The 18,028-nt window shown below is 71.6% G+C and carries 15 protein-coding genes and 1 tRNA gene; 9 read left to right on the top strand and 7 right to left on the bottom strand.

The features are described 5' to 3' along the window. Positions 1-49 precede the first annotated feature (49 nt). Positions 50-517 (bottom strand): hypothetical protein, encoded by a 468-nt coding sequence (locus OG729_RS25050; RefSeq protein ID WP_360872500.1) that lies wholly within the window; start codon positions 515-517, stop codon positions 50-52. A gap of 252 nt (positions 518-769) precedes the next feature. Between OG729_RS25050 and OG729_RS25045 the strand changes: the two genes are divergently transcribed. Next, the gene (locus tag OG729_RS25045) at positions 770-2,176 is read left to right on the top strand and encodes a tetratricopeptide repeat protein (RefSeq protein ID WP_405808158.1); all 1,407 of its coding nucleotides are present in this window, start codon (positions 770-772) and stop codon (positions 2,174-2,176) included. Between the two features lie 46 nt (positions 2,177-2,222). Here OG729_RS25045 and OG729_RS25040 read toward each other — a convergent pair whose 3' ends face one another. Continuing rightward, positions 2,223-2,819: a histidine phosphatase family protein gene (locus OG729_RS25040; RefSeq protein WP_360872504.1), complete on the bottom strand. Its 597-nt coding sequence runs from the start codon at positions 2,817-2,819 to the stop codon at positions 2,223-2,225. A 207-nt stretch (positions 2,820-3,026) separates the two neighbouring features. Between OG729_RS25040 and OG729_RS25035 the strand changes: the two genes are divergently transcribed. The 7 genes from OG729_RS25035 (at position 3,027) to OG729_RS25005 (ending at position 9,184) form a co-directional block, all read left to right on the top strand. Beyond that, entirely contained in the window at positions 3,027-3,914 is an 888-nt protein-coding gene (locus tag OG729_RS25035) for a phosphatase PAP2 family protein (protein ID WP_360872507.1), read from the top strand. Beyond that, the gene (locus OG729_RS25030) at positions 3,844-4,965 is read left to right on the top strand and encodes a hypothetical protein (protein ID WP_405808157.1); all 1,122 of its coding nucleotides are present in this window, start codon (positions 3,844-3,846) and stop codon (positions 4,963-4,965) included. The genes OG729_RS25035 and OG729_RS25030 overlap by 71 nt, the downstream gene beginning before the upstream one ends. Beyond that, entirely contained in the window at positions 4,956-6,542 is a 1,587-nt protein-coding gene (locus tag OG729_RS25025) for a hypothetical protein (protein ID WP_405808156.1), read from the top strand. The genes OG729_RS25030 and OG729_RS25025 overlap by 10 nt, the downstream gene beginning before the upstream one ends. Beyond that, positions 6,539-7,891 carry an AAA domain-containing protein gene (locus OG729_RS25020; protein ID WP_405808155.1) on the top strand — a complete coding sequence of 451 codons (1,353 nt, stop codon included), beginning with the start codon at positions 6,539-6,541 and terminating at the stop codon, positions 7,889-7,891. The genes OG729_RS25025 and OG729_RS25020 overlap by 4 nt, the downstream gene beginning before the upstream one ends. Positions 7,892-7,953: 62 nt before the next feature. Next, positions 7,954-8,295 (top strand): hypothetical protein, encoded by a 342-nt coding sequence (locus tag OG729_RS25015; protein WP_360872514.1) that lies wholly within the window; start codon positions 7,954-7,956, stop codon positions 8,293-8,295. A gap of 168 nt (positions 8,296-8,463) precedes the next feature. Beyond that, a complete protein-coding gene (locus OG729_RS25010) occupies positions 8,464-9,120 on the top strand; it encodes a bifunctional DNA primase/polymerase (RefSeq protein WP_360872516.1) in 657 nt (218 codons plus the stop codon). After that, positions 9,111-9,184: transfer RNA gene (locus OG729_RS25005), tRNA-Lys, on the top strand. Before OG729_RS25010 ends, OG729_RS25005 begins: the two co-directional genes overlap by 10 nt. 438 nt (positions 9,185-9,622) lie before the next feature. On the opposite strand, the gene OG729_RS25000 is transcribed toward OG729_RS25005, so the two are convergent. Further along, positions 9,623-10,879 (bottom strand): M6 family metalloprotease domain-containing protein, encoded by a 1,257-nt coding sequence (locus OG729_RS25000; RefSeq protein ID WP_405811270.1) that lies wholly within the window; start codon positions 10,877-10,879, stop codon positions 9,623-9,625. Between the two features lie 344 nt (positions 10,880-11,223). Here OG729_RS25000 and OG729_RS24995 point away from each other — a divergent pair, with 344 nt between their 5' ends. Then, positions 11,224-13,038: a putative bifunctional diguanylate cyclase/phosphodiesterase gene (locus tag OG729_RS24995; protein WP_405808154.1), complete on the top strand. Its 1,815-nt coding sequence runs from the start codon at positions 11,224-11,226 to the stop codon at positions 13,036-13,038. Between the two features lie 235 nt (positions 13,039-13,273). Here the strand turns inward: OG729_RS24995 and OG729_RS24990 are convergent, their stop codons facing one another. The 4 genes from OG729_RS24990 to OG729_RS24975 all read right to left on the bottom strand — a co-directional run bounded on the left by OG729_RS24990 (position 13,274) and on the right by OG729_RS24975 (position 17,935). Continuing rightward, entirely contained in the window at positions 13,274-14,983 is a 1,710-nt protein-coding gene (locus OG729_RS24990) for a glycosyl hydrolase family 18 protein (protein ID WP_405808153.1), read from the bottom strand. Between the two features lie 230 nt (positions 14,984-15,213). Beyond that, the gene (locus OG729_RS24985) at positions 15,214-16,311 is read right to left on the bottom strand and encodes an LLM class flavin-dependent oxidoreductase (protein ID WP_360872524.1); all 1,098 of its coding nucleotides are present in this window, start codon (positions 16,309-16,311) and stop codon (positions 15,214-15,216) included. A gap of 62 nt (positions 16,312-16,373) precedes the next feature. Beyond that, positions 16,374-17,120, bottom strand: coding sequence for a decarboxylase (locus OG729_RS24980; protein WP_405808152.1), 747 nt, complete (start codon positions 17,118-17,120; stop codon positions 16,374-16,376). Next, the gene (locus tag OG729_RS24975) at positions 17,117-17,935 is read right to left on the bottom strand and encodes a decarboxylase (protein ID WP_405808151.1); all 819 of its coding nucleotides are present in this window, start codon (positions 17,933-17,935) and stop codon (positions 17,117-17,119) included. The genes OG729_RS24980 and OG729_RS24975 overlap by 4 nt, the downstream gene beginning before the upstream one ends. Positions 17,936-18,028: the final 93 nt, after the last annotated feature.

The following is an 18,028-nucleotide window of genomic DNA, read 5'->3' as shown; positions in this document are numbered from 1 at the left end:
GGCTGCGAGCAGACCGGCCGGGATTCCCTCTTACTCAGCCATTATCGGCTCATACGCAGTTGTCGGCGGCCTCAATCAGGCGGGCCGCCTCGCCGAGCGCCTCGCGCAGCACCTCCGGGTCGGTGACCGGGCCCGTGTCGTCCGGCGGCAGCAGCCAGCCGGAGCCGGTGACCGGGGGCTCGGCGGGGATGCGCAGACCACGTCCAGAGGTCTGCGTACAGGCGCTGCCCGGCATGTCCCAGCCGTCGGCGGTGCCGGGCGGCACCAGGAAGCCGAGGGTGTCGCAGGCGCCGTCGTGGATCACCGGGCCGACGGCCGGGGCGTCCGCGCCGCGGCGCAGGATGTCCACCGCCTCGAGCCCCTGGCGGGCAGGGACGGTCACCAGGTCGCAGGGTTCGGTGTCGTCATCGGCCGGGGCTCTGTGGGGTGGTGCGCTGCTGTCCGGGGTTGGCCTGTGGCGAGCAGTCGTCGCAGTCGTGCCGGAGCCGTTCGCGTCGCGGTTGGCGCTGGTCTTCATGCCGACCTCCAACAAGGGGATCCCCTCCTCGCTCGAGTGGAGACACGTATCGGGCCTCCGAAGGGTTCAACGCCTGTACGCGTCAAGGGCTACGGCGGCACGCCGCCGCAAAGGGTGGCAGTTCATGGCAGATCGAGGAGGAGATATCCCTTTTGTAGGCAAACTCTGTGTAAGTGGCCCGTCACAGCGGGTACGTTCTTGCTCCGCCGGAACACGGCTGCATGAAGAGCTGCACCAAGAGAGGGCTCGGCCATGGCGTCGTCATCGTCATCGTCTCAGGCAGCACGGGCAGTTCCCAACCTCGCCTTTCGCAGGCTGCGCGGACAGCGCTCGCCTGGGGAGTTCGCGGCGGCCGTACGCAAGGCCGCCCGGCAGATCGGCGAGCAAGTCTCGTGCGACGCCCGCTACATCGGGCGCGTCGAGGCGGGCGAGATCCGCTGTCCGAACTACGCGTACGAGCGGGTGTTTCTGCACATGTTTCCCGGTCTGGCGCTGGCGGACCTGGGGTTCACGGCACGGGAGCAGGTGCGGGGCGGGCGGGGCGGTAGGGGCCGCCCGCCGGAACCAGACAGTGCTTGTCTCCGTCCATGTGACAGCCCCACCAGTTCCAGCAGTCTCGCCAGTCCCAACAGTCCCTTTGACAGCAACATCGACGAGGTGAGCGACGTGCTGCGTCGCGCATTCATGACGAGCGGCCCCGCCACGGTGGCGGCCGCGTCCCTCGGGCTCGGCCTCGGTCTCGTGCCCGCTCAGCGCCGGGTCGGCGACGCGGAGGTGAACGCCGTCGAGGAAGCGGTACGGCGCATCCGGCTGCTCGACGACCGGCACGGCGCGGACGGGCTCTACCAGCGGGCCGCGCAGCCGCTGCGGGCCGCGTACGCGCTGCTCGACGCGGGACTGACGGCACGCCGTTCGACCGCGGACCGGCTGCACGCGGGGGCGGGCGAACTCGCCATCTCGGTGGGCTGGCTCGCGCACGACTCGGGCCGCTTCGACGATGCGCGTTCGCACTACGCGGAGGCGCTGGCGACGGCGCGGGTGGCGGGCGACGAGGCACTGGAGGCGCACGCCTTCTGCAATACGTCGTTCCTGGCGCGGGACGCGGGCCGGCACCGGGAGGCGGTGCGCTCGGCCCAGGCGGGCCAGCAGGCGGCCCGCCGGCTGGCCTCACCGCGGCTGCTGTCGCTGCTCTCGCTGCGGGAGGCGGGCGGCTGGGCGGGGCTGGGGGACCGGTCGGGCTGCGAGAAGTCGCTGGCCCGGGCGCATGCGTACTTCGACCGGGGGGCGGCGGAGGCGGATCCGGAGTGGATGTCGTTCTTCGGGGAGCCCGAGCTGGAGGCGCTGCAGGCGCAGTGCTGGGCGGCGCTGGGCGAATGGCCACGCGCGGCCCGCCACGCGCGCCGGGCGGCGGCCCTCCAGGACCGCCGCTTCACCCGCAACCTGGCGCTGTATCGCGCGGAACTGGCGGCGGACCTGGCGCGCGGGGGTTTCCCCGACGAGGCGGCGGAGGCGGGCCACCAGGTGCTGGACCTGCTGGACGGGGTCCAGTCGTCGCGCATCCAGTCGATGCTGTCGGACACGGCGAGCGTGCTTGCGCCGGAGCGGGGGCGGGGGGAGGTGGGTTCGTTCCTGGACCGCCATGCGGAGGCGGTGCGGTAAGTGTGACGGGCGCGGTGGCTCGGGCCGGGGCTCCGCCCCGGACCCCTCACACCTCCATGTGCCCCGTGTCGTTCCACCGCTCCACCGCCGGCTCCCCGTACGCCCAGCCCAGAATCGACAGCGACGTCGGGTCCAGCTTGATGCGCGCGGCGAACGACGGGTCCTCGTTCAGCCAGCGCGCGCCCAGGACCCGCAGGATGTGGCCGTGCGCGAAGACCAGCACGTCGCGGTCCGCCGAGCGCGCCCACGCGATCACCTCGTCCGCCCGCGCGCCGAGTTCCGACAGCGTCTCCCCCTCGGGGACCCCGTCGCGCCAGATGAACCAGTCCGGGCGGTCCGCCTGGATCTCCGCCTGGGTCAGACCCTCGTACGCCCCGTAGTTCCACTCCATCAGCGCGTCCCACGAGGACGCCCGCTCGCCGAACCCCGCCAGCGCGCATGTCTCGCTCGCACGCAGCAGCGGGCTGGTCCGGACCTCGACGCCCGACAGGCCCGACCACGGCGACCGATGCAGCCGCTCGCCGAGCAGTTTCGCCCCTTGCCTGCCCTCCTCCAGCAGCGGGATGTCCGTCCGGCCGGTGTGCTTTCCGAGCAGTGACCATTCGGTCTGGCCGTGCCGGGCGAGCAGGATGCGCGGTGCCATGAGGGGGCTCTCCTGAGGTTCACATTCGGTGTCGTTCCATCATCGCGCACCTGAAGCCGGGGCAACCTGGTGGACGCTCCGAGCGTCCCTCTACAGGTCGGGTGCAGGGCAGTTGCAGTCCGGGACCCGCTGACGGAGCGCTTTCTCGTACACCGTACGGTTGATCGTTGGCCAATGGTCGCCTGAACACAAATGGAGAACGTTCGGATGCCGTACACCGCGCCTCGCCATCGGCTCCGCTGGTGGACCGAACTGCCGCTGATCGCCGTGGTCTACGTGGCGTACTCGGCCGGCCGGCTGCTCGCCCGCGGCGATGTGACGACCGCGGTCGACCACGGCATGGCGATACTCCGGGCCGAGAAGGCACTCCACCTGAACGCCGAGCACCCCCTCAACCGCCTCTTCACCAAGATCCCCGCCCTCGGCATCCCCGCCGACTTCGCGTACGCCTCACTGCACTATCTCGTCACTCCGGTCATCCTGGTCTGGCTCTTCCGCCGCCGCCCCGCCCGGTACCGGGCCGCGCGCACCTGGCTGATGCTCTCCACGGTCCTCGGTCTCGTCGGCTTCACGCTTCTGCCGACCTGCCCGCCACGGCTCCTCGACGCCGGTCAGGGCTTCGTCGACACGATGGCGCAGTTCAGCTCGTACGGCTGGTGGGGCGGCGAGGCGAGCGCGCCGCGCGGCATGGGCGCGATGACCAATCAGTACGCGGCGATGCCGAGTCTGCACGTCGGCTGGGCGCTGTGGTGCGGTGTGATGCTGTGGCGCCACGGGCGTACGCCGCTGCTGAAGGTCCTCGGCGTCGCCTACCCGCTGCTCACCACGCTCGTGGTCATGGGCACGGCCAACCACTACTTCCTGGACGCGGTCGCGGGCGTCGCGGTCATGTGCATCGGCGCGCTGCTGACGCGCCCGGCGATGCGCCTCGCCGACCGCGTGCGCACCCGCTTCATCTCCGCACCTTCCGGCTCTTCCGGCTCGAAGTCCACGATTGTCGGTGGCGGATGCGAGACTTCCGCGGGTGAGCGAATCCCTGGACAGCGGACCACCTCCGCAGGCGCCGACGACAGCACTACGGCAGCGGCTCGCTGAGCTGCGCGGCCCCGCCGCCCAGCCCCATCCGCTCGACGCGCGTGCGCTCGCAGCCCTGGCCGCCAACCCCGGCTGCAGACGGCGCGCGCTGCTGGACGGCGCCGGGGTCGACAAGGCGGCGCTGGCCTCCGCGCTGGGGTCGCCGGCGGCGTTCGGGCAGTCGCAGTTCGCGTTCATGCGGGGCAATGCCTTTGAGGCGAAGGTCAAGTCCGACGGCGGCAAGGAGCTGCTGCGGCTGCTGGGCGTGGACGATCCGGCCGAGGTCCGGCTGCCCGATCTGTCGGCGGCGGGCCCCGAGGGCCGGGCCGCGCGTACGGCGCTGGCGCTGCGGGAGGCCACCGCGGCAGACGCGTGGACGCTGCTCGACCACCCCTTGCTGGCGCTGGAGGTGGCGGGCTCCCCCGCCTATCTGGAGCCGGACGCCGTGGTCGTCGCGCCCGACGGACGGTGGACGGTCGTCGAGATCAAGTCGTTCCCGATGATCGACGCATCGGCGGACGCGGCGAAGGTGGGCGCGGCCGCGCGCCAGGCCGCGGTGTACGTACTGGCGCTGGAGCGGGTCGCCGCCCTCACGGAGGGCGCGCAGGTGGCGCACCGGATTCTGCTGGTCTGCCCCAAGGACTTCTCCAATCTGCCGACCGCGTCCGTCGTCGACGTGCGCAAGCAGCTGTCGGTCACCCGGCGGCAGTTGGCCCGGCTGACCCGGATCGAGGACATCGCCGCCGTGCTGCCCGAGGGCACGACCTTCGATCTGGAGCGCCCGGCGCACGAACTGACGGCGGCCGTGGAGTCGGTGTCCGCCGCGTACGCACCCGAGTGCCTGGCCGCCTGCGAACTGGCCTTCCACTGCCGGGACAAGGCCCGTTCGGAGGGCGCGGTGGAGACGCTGGGCCGCGGGGTGCGCGGCGAGCTGGGCGGTCTGACGACGATCGGCGACGTCCTGGCGGCGGCGCGCGGTGCGGCAGGTGATCCGGACGACCCGGCGGTCGCGGCGCTGCGCCGGGCGGCGGCGCTGCGGGCCGAGGTGCTGGGGGCTGCGGGATGTCGCTGATCTCCACACTCGCCAGGCTCGAGGCCGTGGAGTCGGGGCGGGCGAAGCCGCTCGCGACGGTGCGGCACCGGCATCTGTCCGAGCGGCCGCTGGTCTTCGTGCCACTCACCACGGCGGGTGAGGCGGGCGCACCGCTGGGTGCGCTGGTCGGCACGGATGCGGACGAGCCGCGGCTGCTGGTGGTCGCCCAGCCGCGCGACCGCGATCTGCGCTTCACGTTCCTGGCCGAGCTTGCCGATGCCCTGCTGCCGCATCTGGAGGTGTACGCAGACGATGTCGAGCCCGCTGAGCGCAGCGAGACCGACCCGGAGACCGGCAAGAGGGTCAAGGTCGAGGTCGAACTGTGCGTGGACGCCCCGCAGTTGATCGTGCCCGGTCGGGCCGGCATCGAGTTCGTACGGCTGCTCGGCCGGTCGATGCGGTTTCGCCGTACGGCCGAGCAGGACCCCGACGCGCCCCATCCCGCACCGCCGCGTGTGCCACTGCTGGGCCGCTGGCTGACGCACTACGGCGAGCGGGCGCGGGTGCCCGGGTCATCACTGCTGCTCGCCGCGACCGATCTGCTGAACCGGCACTGGGCGAGTGGCCAGTCGTCGCTGGAGGACCAGCATCTGGGGGCGCTGCTCGCCTGGATCGACGTGCCCGAGGGCGAGTCGGGTGCGGAGGCTGCGCTGCGGGCCGAGCTCGCACGGGACGCTGCGGGCCAGCTGCGCTGCCCGCCGGCCGGGCCTGCGACCGACCCGGCCTTCGACAACAGGCTGCTGGCACCGGCCGTCGAGCGGTACGACCGGGCGCGCCAGGCGCTGAGCGCGGCCGAGGACGGCGCCGTGGCAGATGCGCGGCTGGGTGAACTGGCAGCCGCCGAGCGGGAGATCCGCCGGCTGCTGCTGACCCAGCTGCGGCCCACCTGGGACGCGGTGTGGCGCAGCCTGGAGCTGGTGCGCGAGCTGCCGGAGGGCTCCCGCGCGGCGGACCGCTGGACGCGGGACCGCTGGTCGTTCACGGCGCACCGCGACCGCATCCGGGCCGGGGAGCCGCCGCAGCCGCGCCGCGACGACGCGGTCACCGCCGCGCAGAAGCTCGCCTCCCGCGAGAGCGCCCAGGCCCAACTGGAGGCGCAGGAGGCCCTGGACGACCCGCTGGTCCTGGCCGGGCGCAGGCTTGCGGGCGAGGCGTTCCTGAGCGAGGTGACCGAGGTGGTGATGGCCTGGTCCGACTCGAAGCGCCCGAGCCCCCGCCCGCTGCTCACGGTCCGCACGGACGACCGCCCGCATCTGGGCGAGCGGGCGAAGGTGTACCGCTCCCTGGACGGCAAGCCGCAGACGGCGGAGTTCGTACGCTACGAGCAGCCGGGCACGATGGTGCTGCGGCTGACGGACCGCATGGGCCGTTCCAAGGACCCGGCGGAGGGCTCCGTACCGGACAAGGGCGAGCGGATCGCCTGGACCCTGTTCGAGCATGACCAACGCGGCGGCCCGAAGCTCCCGTCCCCGGAGGAGACCCCGTGGACCCACGGCGGTCCTCCCGGCACCGCCGCGGAGAACCCCGACCCCGTGACCCCGGAGGACCTGCTGTGAGCGGGCACGCATTCGACCCCGCCGGCTTCGACCCCGCCGGTGAGGCCGCTCGCGCCACCGAGGCGATCCTCGGCGACACGCTTCATGGGGCCCACCGCGGCGTCGTCGTGGACTCCCCGCCCGGGGCGGGCAAATCCACGCTCGTCGTGCACGCCGCACGTGAACTCGCCGCGGCCGGACGGCCGTTGATGGTCATCGCGCAGACCAACGCGCAGGTGGACGACCTCGTCGTGCGGCTCGCCGAGAAGGAGCCCGACCTGCCCGTCGGGCGGCTGCACAGCAATGACCCCAACCCGTACGACAAGGCCCTCGACGAGCTCGACAACGTACGCAAGTCCGCCAAGGCGGGCGACCTCGCGGGCCTGGAGATCGTCATCTCGACCGCCGCGAAGTGGGCGCATGTGCAGGGCGTCGAGCCGTGGCGGCACGCCATCGTCGACGAGGCCTACCAGATGCGCTCCGACGCGCTGCTCGCCGTCGCCGGGCTCTTCGAGCGCGCGCTGTTCGTGGGGGACCCCGGGCAGCTCGACCCGTTCTCGATCGTCGGCGCGGACCAGTGGGCCGGGCTGTCGTACGACCCCTCCGCGAGCGCCGTCTCCACGCTGCTGGCCCACAATCCGGAGCTCCCGCAGCACCGGCTGCCCGTCTCCTGGCGGCTCCCGGCATCCGCCGCGCCGCTGGTCTCCGACGCGTTCTACCCGTACACCCGCTTCCGCAGCGGCACGGGCCCGGACGACCGGCGGCTCGCCTTCGGGGTGCCGTCGGACGGATCGGGGCCCGACCGGGTGCTCGACGAGGCGGCGGAGTCGGGCTGGGGCCTGCTGGAACTGCCCGCCCGGCACACTCCCCGTACCGACCCCGAAGCGGTACGGGCCGTGGCGCTGGTCGTCCGCCGGCTCCTGGACCGCGGCGGCGCGGCCACCAGCGAGCGGTCCGCGGAGCCGGTCCCGGTGACCGCCGACCGGATCGCGGTCGGCACGGCCCACCGCGATCAGGCGGCGGCGGTCCGCGCGGCGCTCGCGGAGCTGGGCGTCGCGGATGTCACCGTGGACACGGCGAACCGCCTGCAGGGCCGGGAGTTCGACGTCACGGTCGTCCTCCACCCGCTGTCGGGCCGCCCGGACGCGACGGCGTTCCACCTGGAGACGGGCCGGCTGTGCGTGCTGGCGTCGCGCCACCGCCACGCATGCATCGTGGTGTGCCGGGCGGGCGTCGGCGATCTGCTGGACGAACACCCGTCGACGGAGCCGGTCCAGCTGGGCGTCACGATCAAGTTTCCCGATGGCTGGGAGGCCAACCATGCGGTCCTGGGACACCTGGCGGAACACCGTGTGAGCTGGGCCCCGTAGGCCCACTTGCGGGGAGTTGGAGAATAGAGGGTGGCCCGGAGGCAATGAGCAGGAGGAAGCGCATGTCAGAGCACGAGCGGACCGAGCGAAGGCTGCGGCCCGCACCGCTGCTCTTCGAGCCCTCGGAGGCCGCGGCGGACCCGGAGCACTTCTTCGATCTGGAGTCGATGGACGACCCGGGGGAGCTGCTGGCGCGCGCCACCGAGCTGACGCTCGCCTTCCGCGCGGCGGCCGACCGGGCGCTGGAGTACCAGGCCATCGCGGCGGCCCAGCTGGCAGATCCACGCCACTTCGACCGGCTGACGCCCGGGGACATCGCCGAGCGGGCAGAGTGGACCGAGGACTATGCAAGGAAGATGATCGAGTTCGGCCGCGACCTGCTCCGGGGCGGATCTCAGCAGTAGCGCGATGCCGGGAGCGCCAAGCCCGAAGCGCAATGCCGGGAGCGCGATGCCGGGATCATCAGCCTCATGGCATATGCCGGGGCGCAAGATACCGCTCCCGGGCGCGCCGTGTCCCCGATTTGTTCAACTCTCAGAAACGGATCGGTCACTCCCAGTAGATATTGCTGCATGAGTGCATGGCTGCGAGACGACTCCCTGCTGACTTCCGGCGCCGGTGACGACGAGCGCCGGGCCGACACCTCCGCCCTCCCGTGGGAGGACAGCCGCCACCACGTCACCCAGGTCACCGCGCCCGGAGCGAACTGGCTCGCCTCCGCCGGGGCGTATCCGCGCTCCGTGCTCTCCCTCTGGGAGGACAGCCCCACCGCTCCCGCCGTGCTTCCCTGCGGCTCCGTCTTCGACGTCGTGAACGTGCCCACGATCTTCGGGCGCCGCATGCTCGACCGGCTCTGGGAGGAGGGGCCCGGCTCCGGCCCCGTCGCCATGCACCGCGGCCGGATGCTGCTCTTCGTCGCGCCCGGCACCGCGCAGCGGCTGCCGGCGCTGCTCGACTGGGAGGAGTGGGGCGAGGCCGTGCCGCCGCTGCTCTGTCACGGCATCGGGGACGCGATGACCGTCCCGCCGCTGACCCGGGTTCCCGGTGCGCCGGGGCCGCGCTGGCTGGTGGCTCCGGACACCCGGCACCCGTGGCTGCCGGGGCCCGAGGTGGTGCTCTGGGCGTGCGTACGGGCGGCCCGCGCAGCGTCGTCGGCGAGCGTCCGTATATCGATTTTTCCTCGCGGCGAGCAGGATGCTAAGGTCTACGACGTCAGCAGGCGCCGCTAGCTCAGTTGGTTAGAGCAGCTGACTCTTAATCAGCGGGTCCGGGGTTCGAGTCCCTGGCGGCGCACAGACGGAAGAAGCCCCTCGCGAAAGCGGGGGGCTTTTTCGTGCGCCGATGAGGCAGCCGGGCCGGGCGCGTGCCGGCCGGAGGCCGGGCGCCGGGACCCCAAGCCCGGGACCGGACCGGAACCCGCGGGCCGGAGGCCGGGAGCCGAGCCCGGGACCGGAGCCCGGGACCAGTAGCCGGACGGCCGCGGGCCGGAAGCCGATCGACTGGGAGCCGGGACCTCAAACCCTGGGCCGGAAGCCGAGCGCCGCCGAGCCGCGGGCGGGGAGCCAGGACCCTCAACCCCAGGACCGGAAGCCGGACGGCCGCGAGCCGGAGGCCGGGATCCCCGAGCACCTGGGCCGGAAGCCGGGAGCTGCCGAGCCCAGGACCGGAAGCCGGGAGCCCCGCCAGCACCAGCACCAGGAGCGCGCCCGCACCCGCCGGCCGGCGCGCCGCCTACGCCGTCGTGATCTTGACCGTCCACGCGCCCGTCCTCGTACGGTCCGCCACCTCCACCCTCGTCCGCTCCCCCGGTGTCCCCGGCATCGTGAACGTCTCGCCGACCCCCAGCGGCGCGTCCGCCAGCGGTGGATACACCGACTGGTCCCAGCACGCCGCCGTGTCCGGGTGGGTGTCGATCACCTCGATGGGCCCGCCGCCCGAGGCGGTCTCCGACTGCACGCGATAGAGCAGCAGCCCCTCCGTACACGTCGTCTCGTCATTTCCCGTCGCCCCCCGCGCCTCGATCGCCAGCGCCGTGCCCTCGCCCGTCCTGACGACCGCGAGCCGCGTGCCGAGGCTGCCGCCCGGGGCCGGCGCCGCCGCCAGCGGCTCCAGAGTGATCAACTCGGACCTCGTCACGCACCGCACGGCCCGCCCGTCCAGCCAGCCCAGCTTCCACTTGTGCCAGCCGAAGAAGTCCGGGGCCAGTCCGAACTGGCTGCCCATCACATCCCAGTCGCCGACATACGTGTCCCAGTCGCCCTTGCCGTCCGTCGGCCGGTGGTAGAGGTCCGGCAGGTCGAAGACATGCCCGGTCTCGTGCGCCAGCACGTTGCGGTCCGGCGGATGCTGCTCGAAGACGGTGACGACCCGCTTGATGTCGGTGCCGTCGGCGGACAGCGGCTGTTCCAGGTTGACGACCTTCGTCGCGTCGGAGTCGACGCCGGGCGCATCCGGGTCGGCGACCAGGTAGACGATGTCGTAGCGGGAGAAGTCCACCGTCGGATCGGCCGCGGCGATCGCGTCGCGCAGATATGCGCTGCGCTGCCCGGAGTCCCAGTCCCGCCTTATCCCGTACGCCGTCGAGGCCTTCGGCATCGTCACCCACCGGTGCTGCGGATGCGAACGCAGCACGAACTTCCCGTAGGAGGCGCGTGAGTAGAAGTCGCTGGTGGCGGGGAAGTGGTCGGCCGCGATCTCGGCCGGCGCGTTCACCGGCACATGGTCCGGGAACGAGACGAAGACCATGACCGCGTCGAGGTCCCTGGACGGGCGCGGATACGCGGTGTCCCAGCTGTCGAGGCCGAGGGAGTGGTGCGCGGAGGTGCGGGACAGCGCGCACGGAGCAGCCGAGGTCTTGGCCACCGCGGGGCCCGCCACCAAGGACGTGGCGGCGAGCGCCATGAGGGAGGTGAGGGCGGCCGCGGCGCTGCGCAGGCGCGCGCGTTCCACTCCCCCGGGTGTTCCCTCGGACGACTGCTGACCCTCCACGTGGACCTCCGGCGACGGAATGGGGGACACCTCAACCACCCTGTTCCGGTTTCGGGTGGTATGCCCTGTTCCACTGCCCCACCCGGGTGACCGACCCGACGTCGGCCAGCGACTCGCCCGACACTCCGATGGCTCACGGAACGTCACATTCGGTCAGCATGGATCCGGGACGGTTCCGACCTGTGCAGAAACGATCGGCCGAAGGTGGCGACGGGCTCGTCCCGACGCCTTGTCGCTGGAACGGCCCAGAAGCAGCCTCTATGATCGGCACACTTTCCCCGATTTCTACTTCCCGACCACATCGGTACGACCGTGTACGACACAACCCCACTGCGGGAGCGACGGTGAGCGGAACCTCCGAAGGAACAGGGCCCGCGGGAGTCGCCGCCCCCGGCCGCACGCGGCCGCCGGTCACGGAGCGTCACAACTCCGGCCGAGCCGTCGCCGAACTGCGTGACTACCGCGCCGCGTTCAACGCCGCGCAACTGGCGATGGCGGTCGTGGACCAGGAGGGCCTCGTCGTCAACGCGAACGCGGCTCTCGCGGCGCTGCTGGGCACTGCGCCCGCGGAGGTGGCACAGCAGTGCGCGGCGGATCTGGTCGACCTCGCGTCGGACCGCCGCACCTGGCACGCGTACCGCGAGGTGCTGCGCGGCCGCCGCTCCCGCTTCCGCTGTACGCGGCGGCTCAAGCACCCGGACGGGCGGACGCTGTGGGCGGAGGTCACGGTCGCTCCGGTGCCCGACAGCCGCAATGTGCTGCTCTCCATCGCGGACATCAGCGACCGGCGCGAGCTGCATGCGCGGCTGCGGCATCTCCAGATGCACGACCCGGTGACACGGCTGCCCAACCGTGCGCTGTTCTTCGAGCGGCTGTCGTCGGCGCTCGAGTCGTCGGCGTACGAGCGGGGCTCGACCGGGCGGATCGGGCTGTGCTACCTCGATCTCGACGGCTTCAAGGCGGTCAACGACACGCTCGGGCACCGGGTCGGCGACCGGCTGCTCGCGGCGGTGGCCGCGCGGCTCACCGCGTGCGCGGACGGCGACGGCTTCACCCGCAGCGGCGGCCATCTGGTGGCGCGGCTCGGCGGCGACGAGTTCGCGATCCTCGTCGAGGACTCCACCGGCACGGAGCAACTGGCCGATCTGGCGCGGTCCGTACTGGCCGCGTTGCAACAGCCGTTCGACCTGGTGGGGCAGTGCCTTTCGGTCTCGGCGTCGATCGGTGTGGTGGAACGGGCGATGGCGGGGACGACCGCCACCGCCCTGATGCAGGCCGCGGACACGACGCTGTACTGGGCGAAGGCGGACGGCAAGGCCCGCTGGACCCTCTTCGACCCCGAGCGCAACGCGCACCGGATGACACGGCAGGCGCTCTCCTCGATGCTGCGACCGGCCGTGGAGCGCGGGGAGTTCGCGCTGGAGTACCAGCCGCTGGTGGGGATGGCGGACGGGGTGACGCGGGGCGTGGAGGCGCTGGTGCGCTGGAACCACCCGCAGTTCGGGACGCTGGCGCCGAATCGTTTTATCGGAATTGCGGAGGAAGACGGTTCGATCGTTCAGCTGGGCCAGTGGGTGCTGCGCACGGCGTGCCGCCAGGCCGCGCAGTGGCAGAAGGACCACCCGCAGGCCCTGCCGCTGTTCGTGAGCGTCAATGTGGCTGTACGCCAGGTCTGGGACTCGGACCTGGTGGCGGACGTGGCGGAGATCCTGGCGGAGACGGGACTCGCGCCGCATCTGCTGCAGCTCGAGCTGACCGAGTCGGCGGTGATGGGCTCGGCGGGCCGGCCGCTGCAGGCGCTTCAGGCGCTCAGCGACATGGGTGTGCAGATCGCGATCGACGACTTCGGGACGGGTTACTCGAACCTGGCGTATCTGAGCCGGCTTCCGGTATCCGTACTGAAACTCGACGGATCGTTTGTCCGCGGCTTCCAGGACGAGGCGCACCCGAACCCGGCGGACGAGACGATCGTCGAGGCGATGGTCCAACTGGCGCACCGGCTGGGCCTGACGGTCACGGCGGAATGCGTCGAAACGGCGGGCCAGGCGTCGCGGCTGAGGCGGATCGGCTGCGACACGGGGCAGGGCTGGCTGTACTCGCGGGCGGTGGCGCCGGAGCGGATCGCGGAGCTGCTCGGGGTGGGCGCGGCGGCGGTCTGAGGGCGCGGAATTGGAACCGCCCCCGGCCGGAAGGGGCGGCTTCCGGGCGGGGGCGGGGGTTGTGGGGGGTGTCCTCAATCTCCCCCGGACTTCGTCCGGGGGGACCCCCGGACGGGCTTGATTTTCAAGCCCCGCCGGCGATTGAGGAGCGGGGGTCCCCCCACGCCCGGCGGGCGTGGGGGGAGGGTCCGGGGCGGAGCCCCGGCGGGGTCAAAGGCGCGGAGCCCCGGCTACATCAGCAGGCGCCCTGGTCCCGCCAGACGCCCCATTCGCCCGTCGTGCCCGGCTCTTCGCCCTGCGTCCACCACTGGGCCTTCCAGGTGTGGCCCTTGTGGGAGACCAGGCCGCCGCCCGTGTAGACCGCGGTGCTGGACCAGGCAGCCGCCGTGCAGCCGGTCTGCGGAGTGCTCGGGGAGGGGGACGGGGTCGGGTTCGAGGGCGACGGCGTCGGACTGGACGGGGACGGCGTCGGGTCCGGCGTGGTCGGAGAGCTGCCGACCGCCGTCACGATGTCGTTGAACAGCGTCGCGTTCGCATCCAGGCCGAGCAGCGAGTACATCATCGCGCCCGCCAGTCCCCTGTTGTGCGCATAGTCCGCACGGGCCTGGATCGCGCGCTTGTCGAGGCCGGTGAAGAACTCGCCGTCCTTGTAGAAGTACGAAGCCTTCGCCTCGTCGTCCCAGAACGTCGTCGCCGCGTTGTCGACGATCCCGCCGAGCTCCTTGTAGTGCGCGATGCCCGCCTGCTGGCTGATCGGACGGGCCGCCGACGCGCCCGTCGCGGACTGCGCGAGGCCGTTCTTGGCGCCCGCCGGGACACCCTTCCAGCCGCGGTAGTAGAACTCGTACCCGAGCGTCAGCTTGTTCGCCGGGAAGCCTCCGGCGATGCCGTACGCCGTGTTCCCGTCGAGCCAGGAGTCGATCGCGTTGTCGATCGAGTACTTCTGCGTGCCCGGGGCGATCACATCCGTCGGGTCGGACGCCGGCGAGTACAGCGGCGACTGGTGGTAGGTCGGGCCGTCCGAGTCCCAGGCGCCGTGCATGTCGTACGTCATGATGTTCGCGTAGTCGAGATACGCGCCGATCTTGTCGGTCTCGATGTTCTTGATCTTGTCCTGGCCGGCCGGCAGCGCCGCCGTCAGCAGGTACTTCTTGCCGCCGTGCGCCGTGCCGTACTCGTCCAGCTGCTTGCGGAACTCCGCGAGCAGCAGCGTGAAGTTGGCCTTGTCCTCGGGTCCGTAGTGGTTGCCGAGGTGGCCGCCAGCCGAGCCCGGGTACTCCCAGTCGATGTCGATACCGTCGAAGATCCCGGCCGCGGTGCCCGCGCCGCCGAAGCCGCCCTCGACCGGCAGGTCACCAGCGATGTACTGCTTGACGCAGGAGGCCACGAACTTCTTGCGGCTCGCGTCCGTCAGCGCCGCGTCGTGGAAGTACTTGGAGTACGTCCAGCCGCCCAGTGAGATATTGATCTTCAGCTTGGGGTACTTCGCCTTCAGCTCCTTGAACTGGTTGAAGACGCCCACGATCGGCTGGTTCCAGGTGTCGGCCACGCCGTCGACGCTGTCCGCCGCCGTGAAGGACTTCTGGTAGTCGGCGTACGAATCGCCCGCGCCGTCACCGGCGTTGGGGTTGGCGTCGTCGCCCGCCGCCTTGTTCGCCTCGAAGCAGGTCAGGTCCGTGGGGTGGATGTTCCCGAACGAGTAGTTGAGGACATCGAGCTTGCTCGCGATGCCGCGGGTGTCCAGGTGCTTGGGGTAGAAGGCGTTGCCGTACACGCTCCACTGGTCGTAGTACGCGATCTTCACCCCGCCGGTGGACGCGGCGGCGGTCGTGACATCGTCGCGGGCGGCTGCGTCGGCGGTGCCGAGGCCGGTGAAACCGGCCAGGGCGCCTGCGGCGAGCGCCGCGGTCGTCAGGGCCGCGAGCAATGGTTTACGGGAGCGCACGGTCTTCCTCCGAGGGGCTGTGTAACGGAAGTTGAAGAAGAAAACGAAGCGGGTGGGAGAAAGAGATAGCGATCCGGCCAGCGCCGCGTCAATGGTCTGGACAAAACAAGGACTAGACCAATTTTGACGAGAAACCGCTTGTCAGGGACGTGCACCCCCAACGCAGAACCGCCCGCCACCATCGGTGACGAGCGGTTTAAGCCTCGGTTAAGGAGCCGCGGACAGACGGTTCAGGAACGAACCGCTCCACCCGGCAAGTCGTACGCGTCCGCGATCAGTTCATAGCTGCGCAGCCGCGCGTCGCCGCCGTGCGCATTGGCCGTGAGCATCAACTCATCGGCGCCGGTGCGCTTCTGGAGGTCGTCGAGCCCGGTGCGTACCGCGTCCGGCGTGCCGTGAACGACATTGCCCAGCCAGCTGTCCACGAACTCCCGCTCCAGGGAGCTGAATTGGTACGCCTCCGCCTCATCGGGCGTGGGGATGAGCCCGGGGCGGCCGGTGCGCAGCCGCAGCATGGAGAGCGCGCCCGTCAGCACCTCACGGCGGGCTTCGCGTTCCTCGTCGGCGGCCAGCGCCGAGACGCCGATCAGCGCGTACGGGGAGTCGAGCACCGCGGACGGGCGGAAGGACTCGCGGTAGAGGTCGAGCGCCGGGATGGTGTGCTGCGCCGAGAAGTGGTGGGCGAAGGCGAAGGGCAGCCCCAGCACTCCCGCCAGCCGGGCGCTGAAGCCGGAGGAGCCGAGCAGCCAGATGGGCGGGCGGGCGGAGGGACCCTGGACCGGGCCGGGCACGGCGTGGATGCGGCCGTACGGATGCCCGTCGGGGAAGTCGTCGTCCAGGAAGCGGGTCAGCTCGGCGAGCTGCTGCGGAAAGTCGTCCGCGCCATCTCCCCCGGCCGCCGGCATGGGGGACCCCAGTCGGTCCGTCCGCCGCAGGGCCGCGGCGGTCGCCCCGTCCGTGCCCGGCGCGCGACCGAGGCCCAGGTCGACCCGGCCCGGGGCCAGGGCCTCCAGCGTGCCGAACTGCTCGGCGATGACCAGCGGCGCGTGGTTGGGAAGCATCACGCCGCCCGAGCCGAGGCGGATGCGTTCGGTGTGCGCGGCGAGGTGGGCGAGGATCACGGCCGGGGACGAGGAGGCGACGCCCGGCATCGAGTGGTGCTCGGCGACCCAGTGACGGTGGAAGCCGCGGCTCTCGGCGAGCCTGGCGATGTCCACGCTGGTGCGCAGGGCGTCGGTGGCGGTGCGGCCGACGCCTACGGTGACCAGGTCCAGTACCGACAGCGGTACGGGTGCGGTTCCGATCGCCGTGCCTCGTATCTCGTCCACGGATGGGCCCTCCTGCGCATGAAGTTACGTACGGCAGAAGCTAACAGGAGGGCATCTCCGCTTTATTCCCCGCCGGCCGTCATCCAGTCCGGCTTCCGGAAGAGCGTGCCGAGCTTCGGGCCGTACACCCACGCCCTGCGCTGCGCCAGCCGCAGCCCCTCCCACACCGTGACCTGGTTCGCCGTGAGGACCGGCTTGCCCAGCGCCTCCTCCAGCTCCGCCAGGTACGCCGCGGTGTGCAGCGCCGTGTCGGGCAGCAGCACCACCTCCGCGTCCGGATGGTCACCCGCGCGCGCCAGCTCGAGCACCTCGTCCCGGCCCCAGGCACCGACCTCGGCCGCCGTGATGATCCCGCTCGCGCGGTCCGCGACCACCTCGGCCCCGGACGCCTTGAGGAAGGCGGTGAACAGTGCCGTGACGTCCTCCGGATAGGTCGCGGCGACCGCCACGCGCACCGCGCCCAGCGCCCGTACCGCATGGGCGAAGCCGAAGGACGTACTCGACGCGGGCATGCCCGCGGCCATGGCCAGCGCGCGGATCTGCTCGTGCGCACCCTCCCAGCCATACACGAAACTGCCGCTGGTGCACGCCCACACCACCGACTCCGCGCCCGCCAGCCGCAGCTCCTCCACACCCGCGGCAAGCCGCTCGGCCGACCCCATCTCCAGCAGCGCGTCGACGCGGTGGGCGTCCTCGCCGATGTCGGTGTGGACGACGGGCAGTCTGATGTCGCTGTCGAGCAGCACCTCGAACCGGGGGTAGTCGTCCTCGGCCGAGTGCCCGGGGTAGAGAAGTCCGACCGTGGTCATGTCCAGCCTTCCTGTTCTTCGGGCTGAGGGGGATGCGACGGCGAGGCGGGCTCGACGGGAGGTGCTGCGGGCTCGGTGGCTTCCGGCTGCAGCAGCAGCCCCTGATACGGACCTACCGCGTGCACCCCGATCCGGCGCAGCGCCGACCACATCGTCACCTGGTTCGCGGAGAGCACCGGCATCCTCAGTTCGGCCTCCAGCTGCGGGATCGCGTCGTACGTCGGCAGATTCGTGCAGCTGATGAAGAGCGCGTCGGCCGCGCCCACCACCGCCTGCCGCGCCATGTCGACCACCGACCGGTAGGGCACCTTCCAGATGTGCCGGGTCAGCCCCAGAAAAGCGCGACCCGTGACCGTTACCCCAGCTTCTCCCAGATACTCCTCCAGTGCCTGGGTGACCGACTCCGTATAGGGCGTGACCAGGGCGATACGCGCGGCGCCCAGCTCGTCGAGTGCTTCGAGCAGGGCGCCGGACGTGGTCAGCGAAGGCACTTCGCCGGCCGCGCTCATCGCCTCGCACATCGCCCGCTCCCCGGCGAGACCACCGACGAAACTGCCCGACGTACAGGCGTATGCGAGGACCTCCGGCTCGGACACGCTGAGCGCCTGGACGGCCTCGCGCAGCGTCTCGTGCTCGCTCACCAGGCGGGCCAGGTCGAGCGAGACCTCAACGGGCACATAGGGCGTACGCGTCAGGCGCAGGGAGACATCGTCGGGGACCCATCGCCACAGTTCACGGTCCAGCGCGAAGTCGAACGGGGCGACCACGCCGATACCCCGCTGGGGCTGTGGACCGCCGAGAAAGGAGACATCCATCGCAGGCCCCCTAAAGGTCCTGTCCGGCCGATCAGGCCAGGCTCGGCCCGATCGGCCGGACAGGACCTGATGCGTTGTTGACGACGTTAGGTT

Source organism: Streptomyces sp. NBC_00210, assembly GCF_045160975.1.
Taxonomy (GTDB): domain Bacteria; phylum Actinomycetota; class Actinomycetes; order Streptomycetales; family Streptomycetaceae; genus Streptomyces.
Note: the sequence above shows the minus strand (reverse complement) of the source record. Positions and strands in the feature narration are given on the sequence as shown.

Coding starts and splice junctions, on each gene's coding strand:
- OG729_RS25050 (WP_360872500.1), bottom strand. CDS start 517: ATGAAGACCAGCGCCAACCGCGACGCGAACGGCTCCGGCACGACTGCG.
- OG729_RS25045 (WP_405808158.1), top strand. CDS start 770: ATGGCGTCGTCATCGTCATCGTCTCAGGCAGCACGGGCAGTTCCCAAC.
- OG729_RS25040 (WP_360872504.1), bottom strand. CDS start 2,819: ATGGCACCGCGCATCCTGCTCGCCCGGCACGGCCAGACCGAATGGTCA.
- OG729_RS25035 (WP_360872507.1), top strand. CDS start 3,027: ATGCCGTACACCGCGCCTCGCCATCGGCTCCGCTGGTGGACCGAACTG.
- OG729_RS25025 (WP_405808156.1), top strand. CDS start 4,956: ATGTCGCTGATCTCCACACTCGCCAGGCTCGAGGCCGTGGAGTCGGGG.
- OG729_RS25015 (WP_360872514.1), top strand. CDS start 7,954: ATGTCAGAGCACGAGCGGACCGAGCGAAGGCTGCGGCCCGCACCGCTG.
- OG729_RS25010 (WP_360872516.1), top strand. CDS start 8,464: ATGAGTGCATGGCTGCGAGACGACTCCCTGCTGACTTCCGGCGCCGGT.
- OG729_RS24980 (WP_405808152.1), bottom strand. CDS start 17,120: ATGACCACGGTCGGACTTCTCTACCCCGGGCACTCGGCCGAGGACGAC.
- OG729_RS24975 (WP_405808151.1), bottom strand. CDS start 17,935: ATGGATGTCTCCTTTCTCGGCGGTCCACAGCCCCAGCGGGGTATCGGC.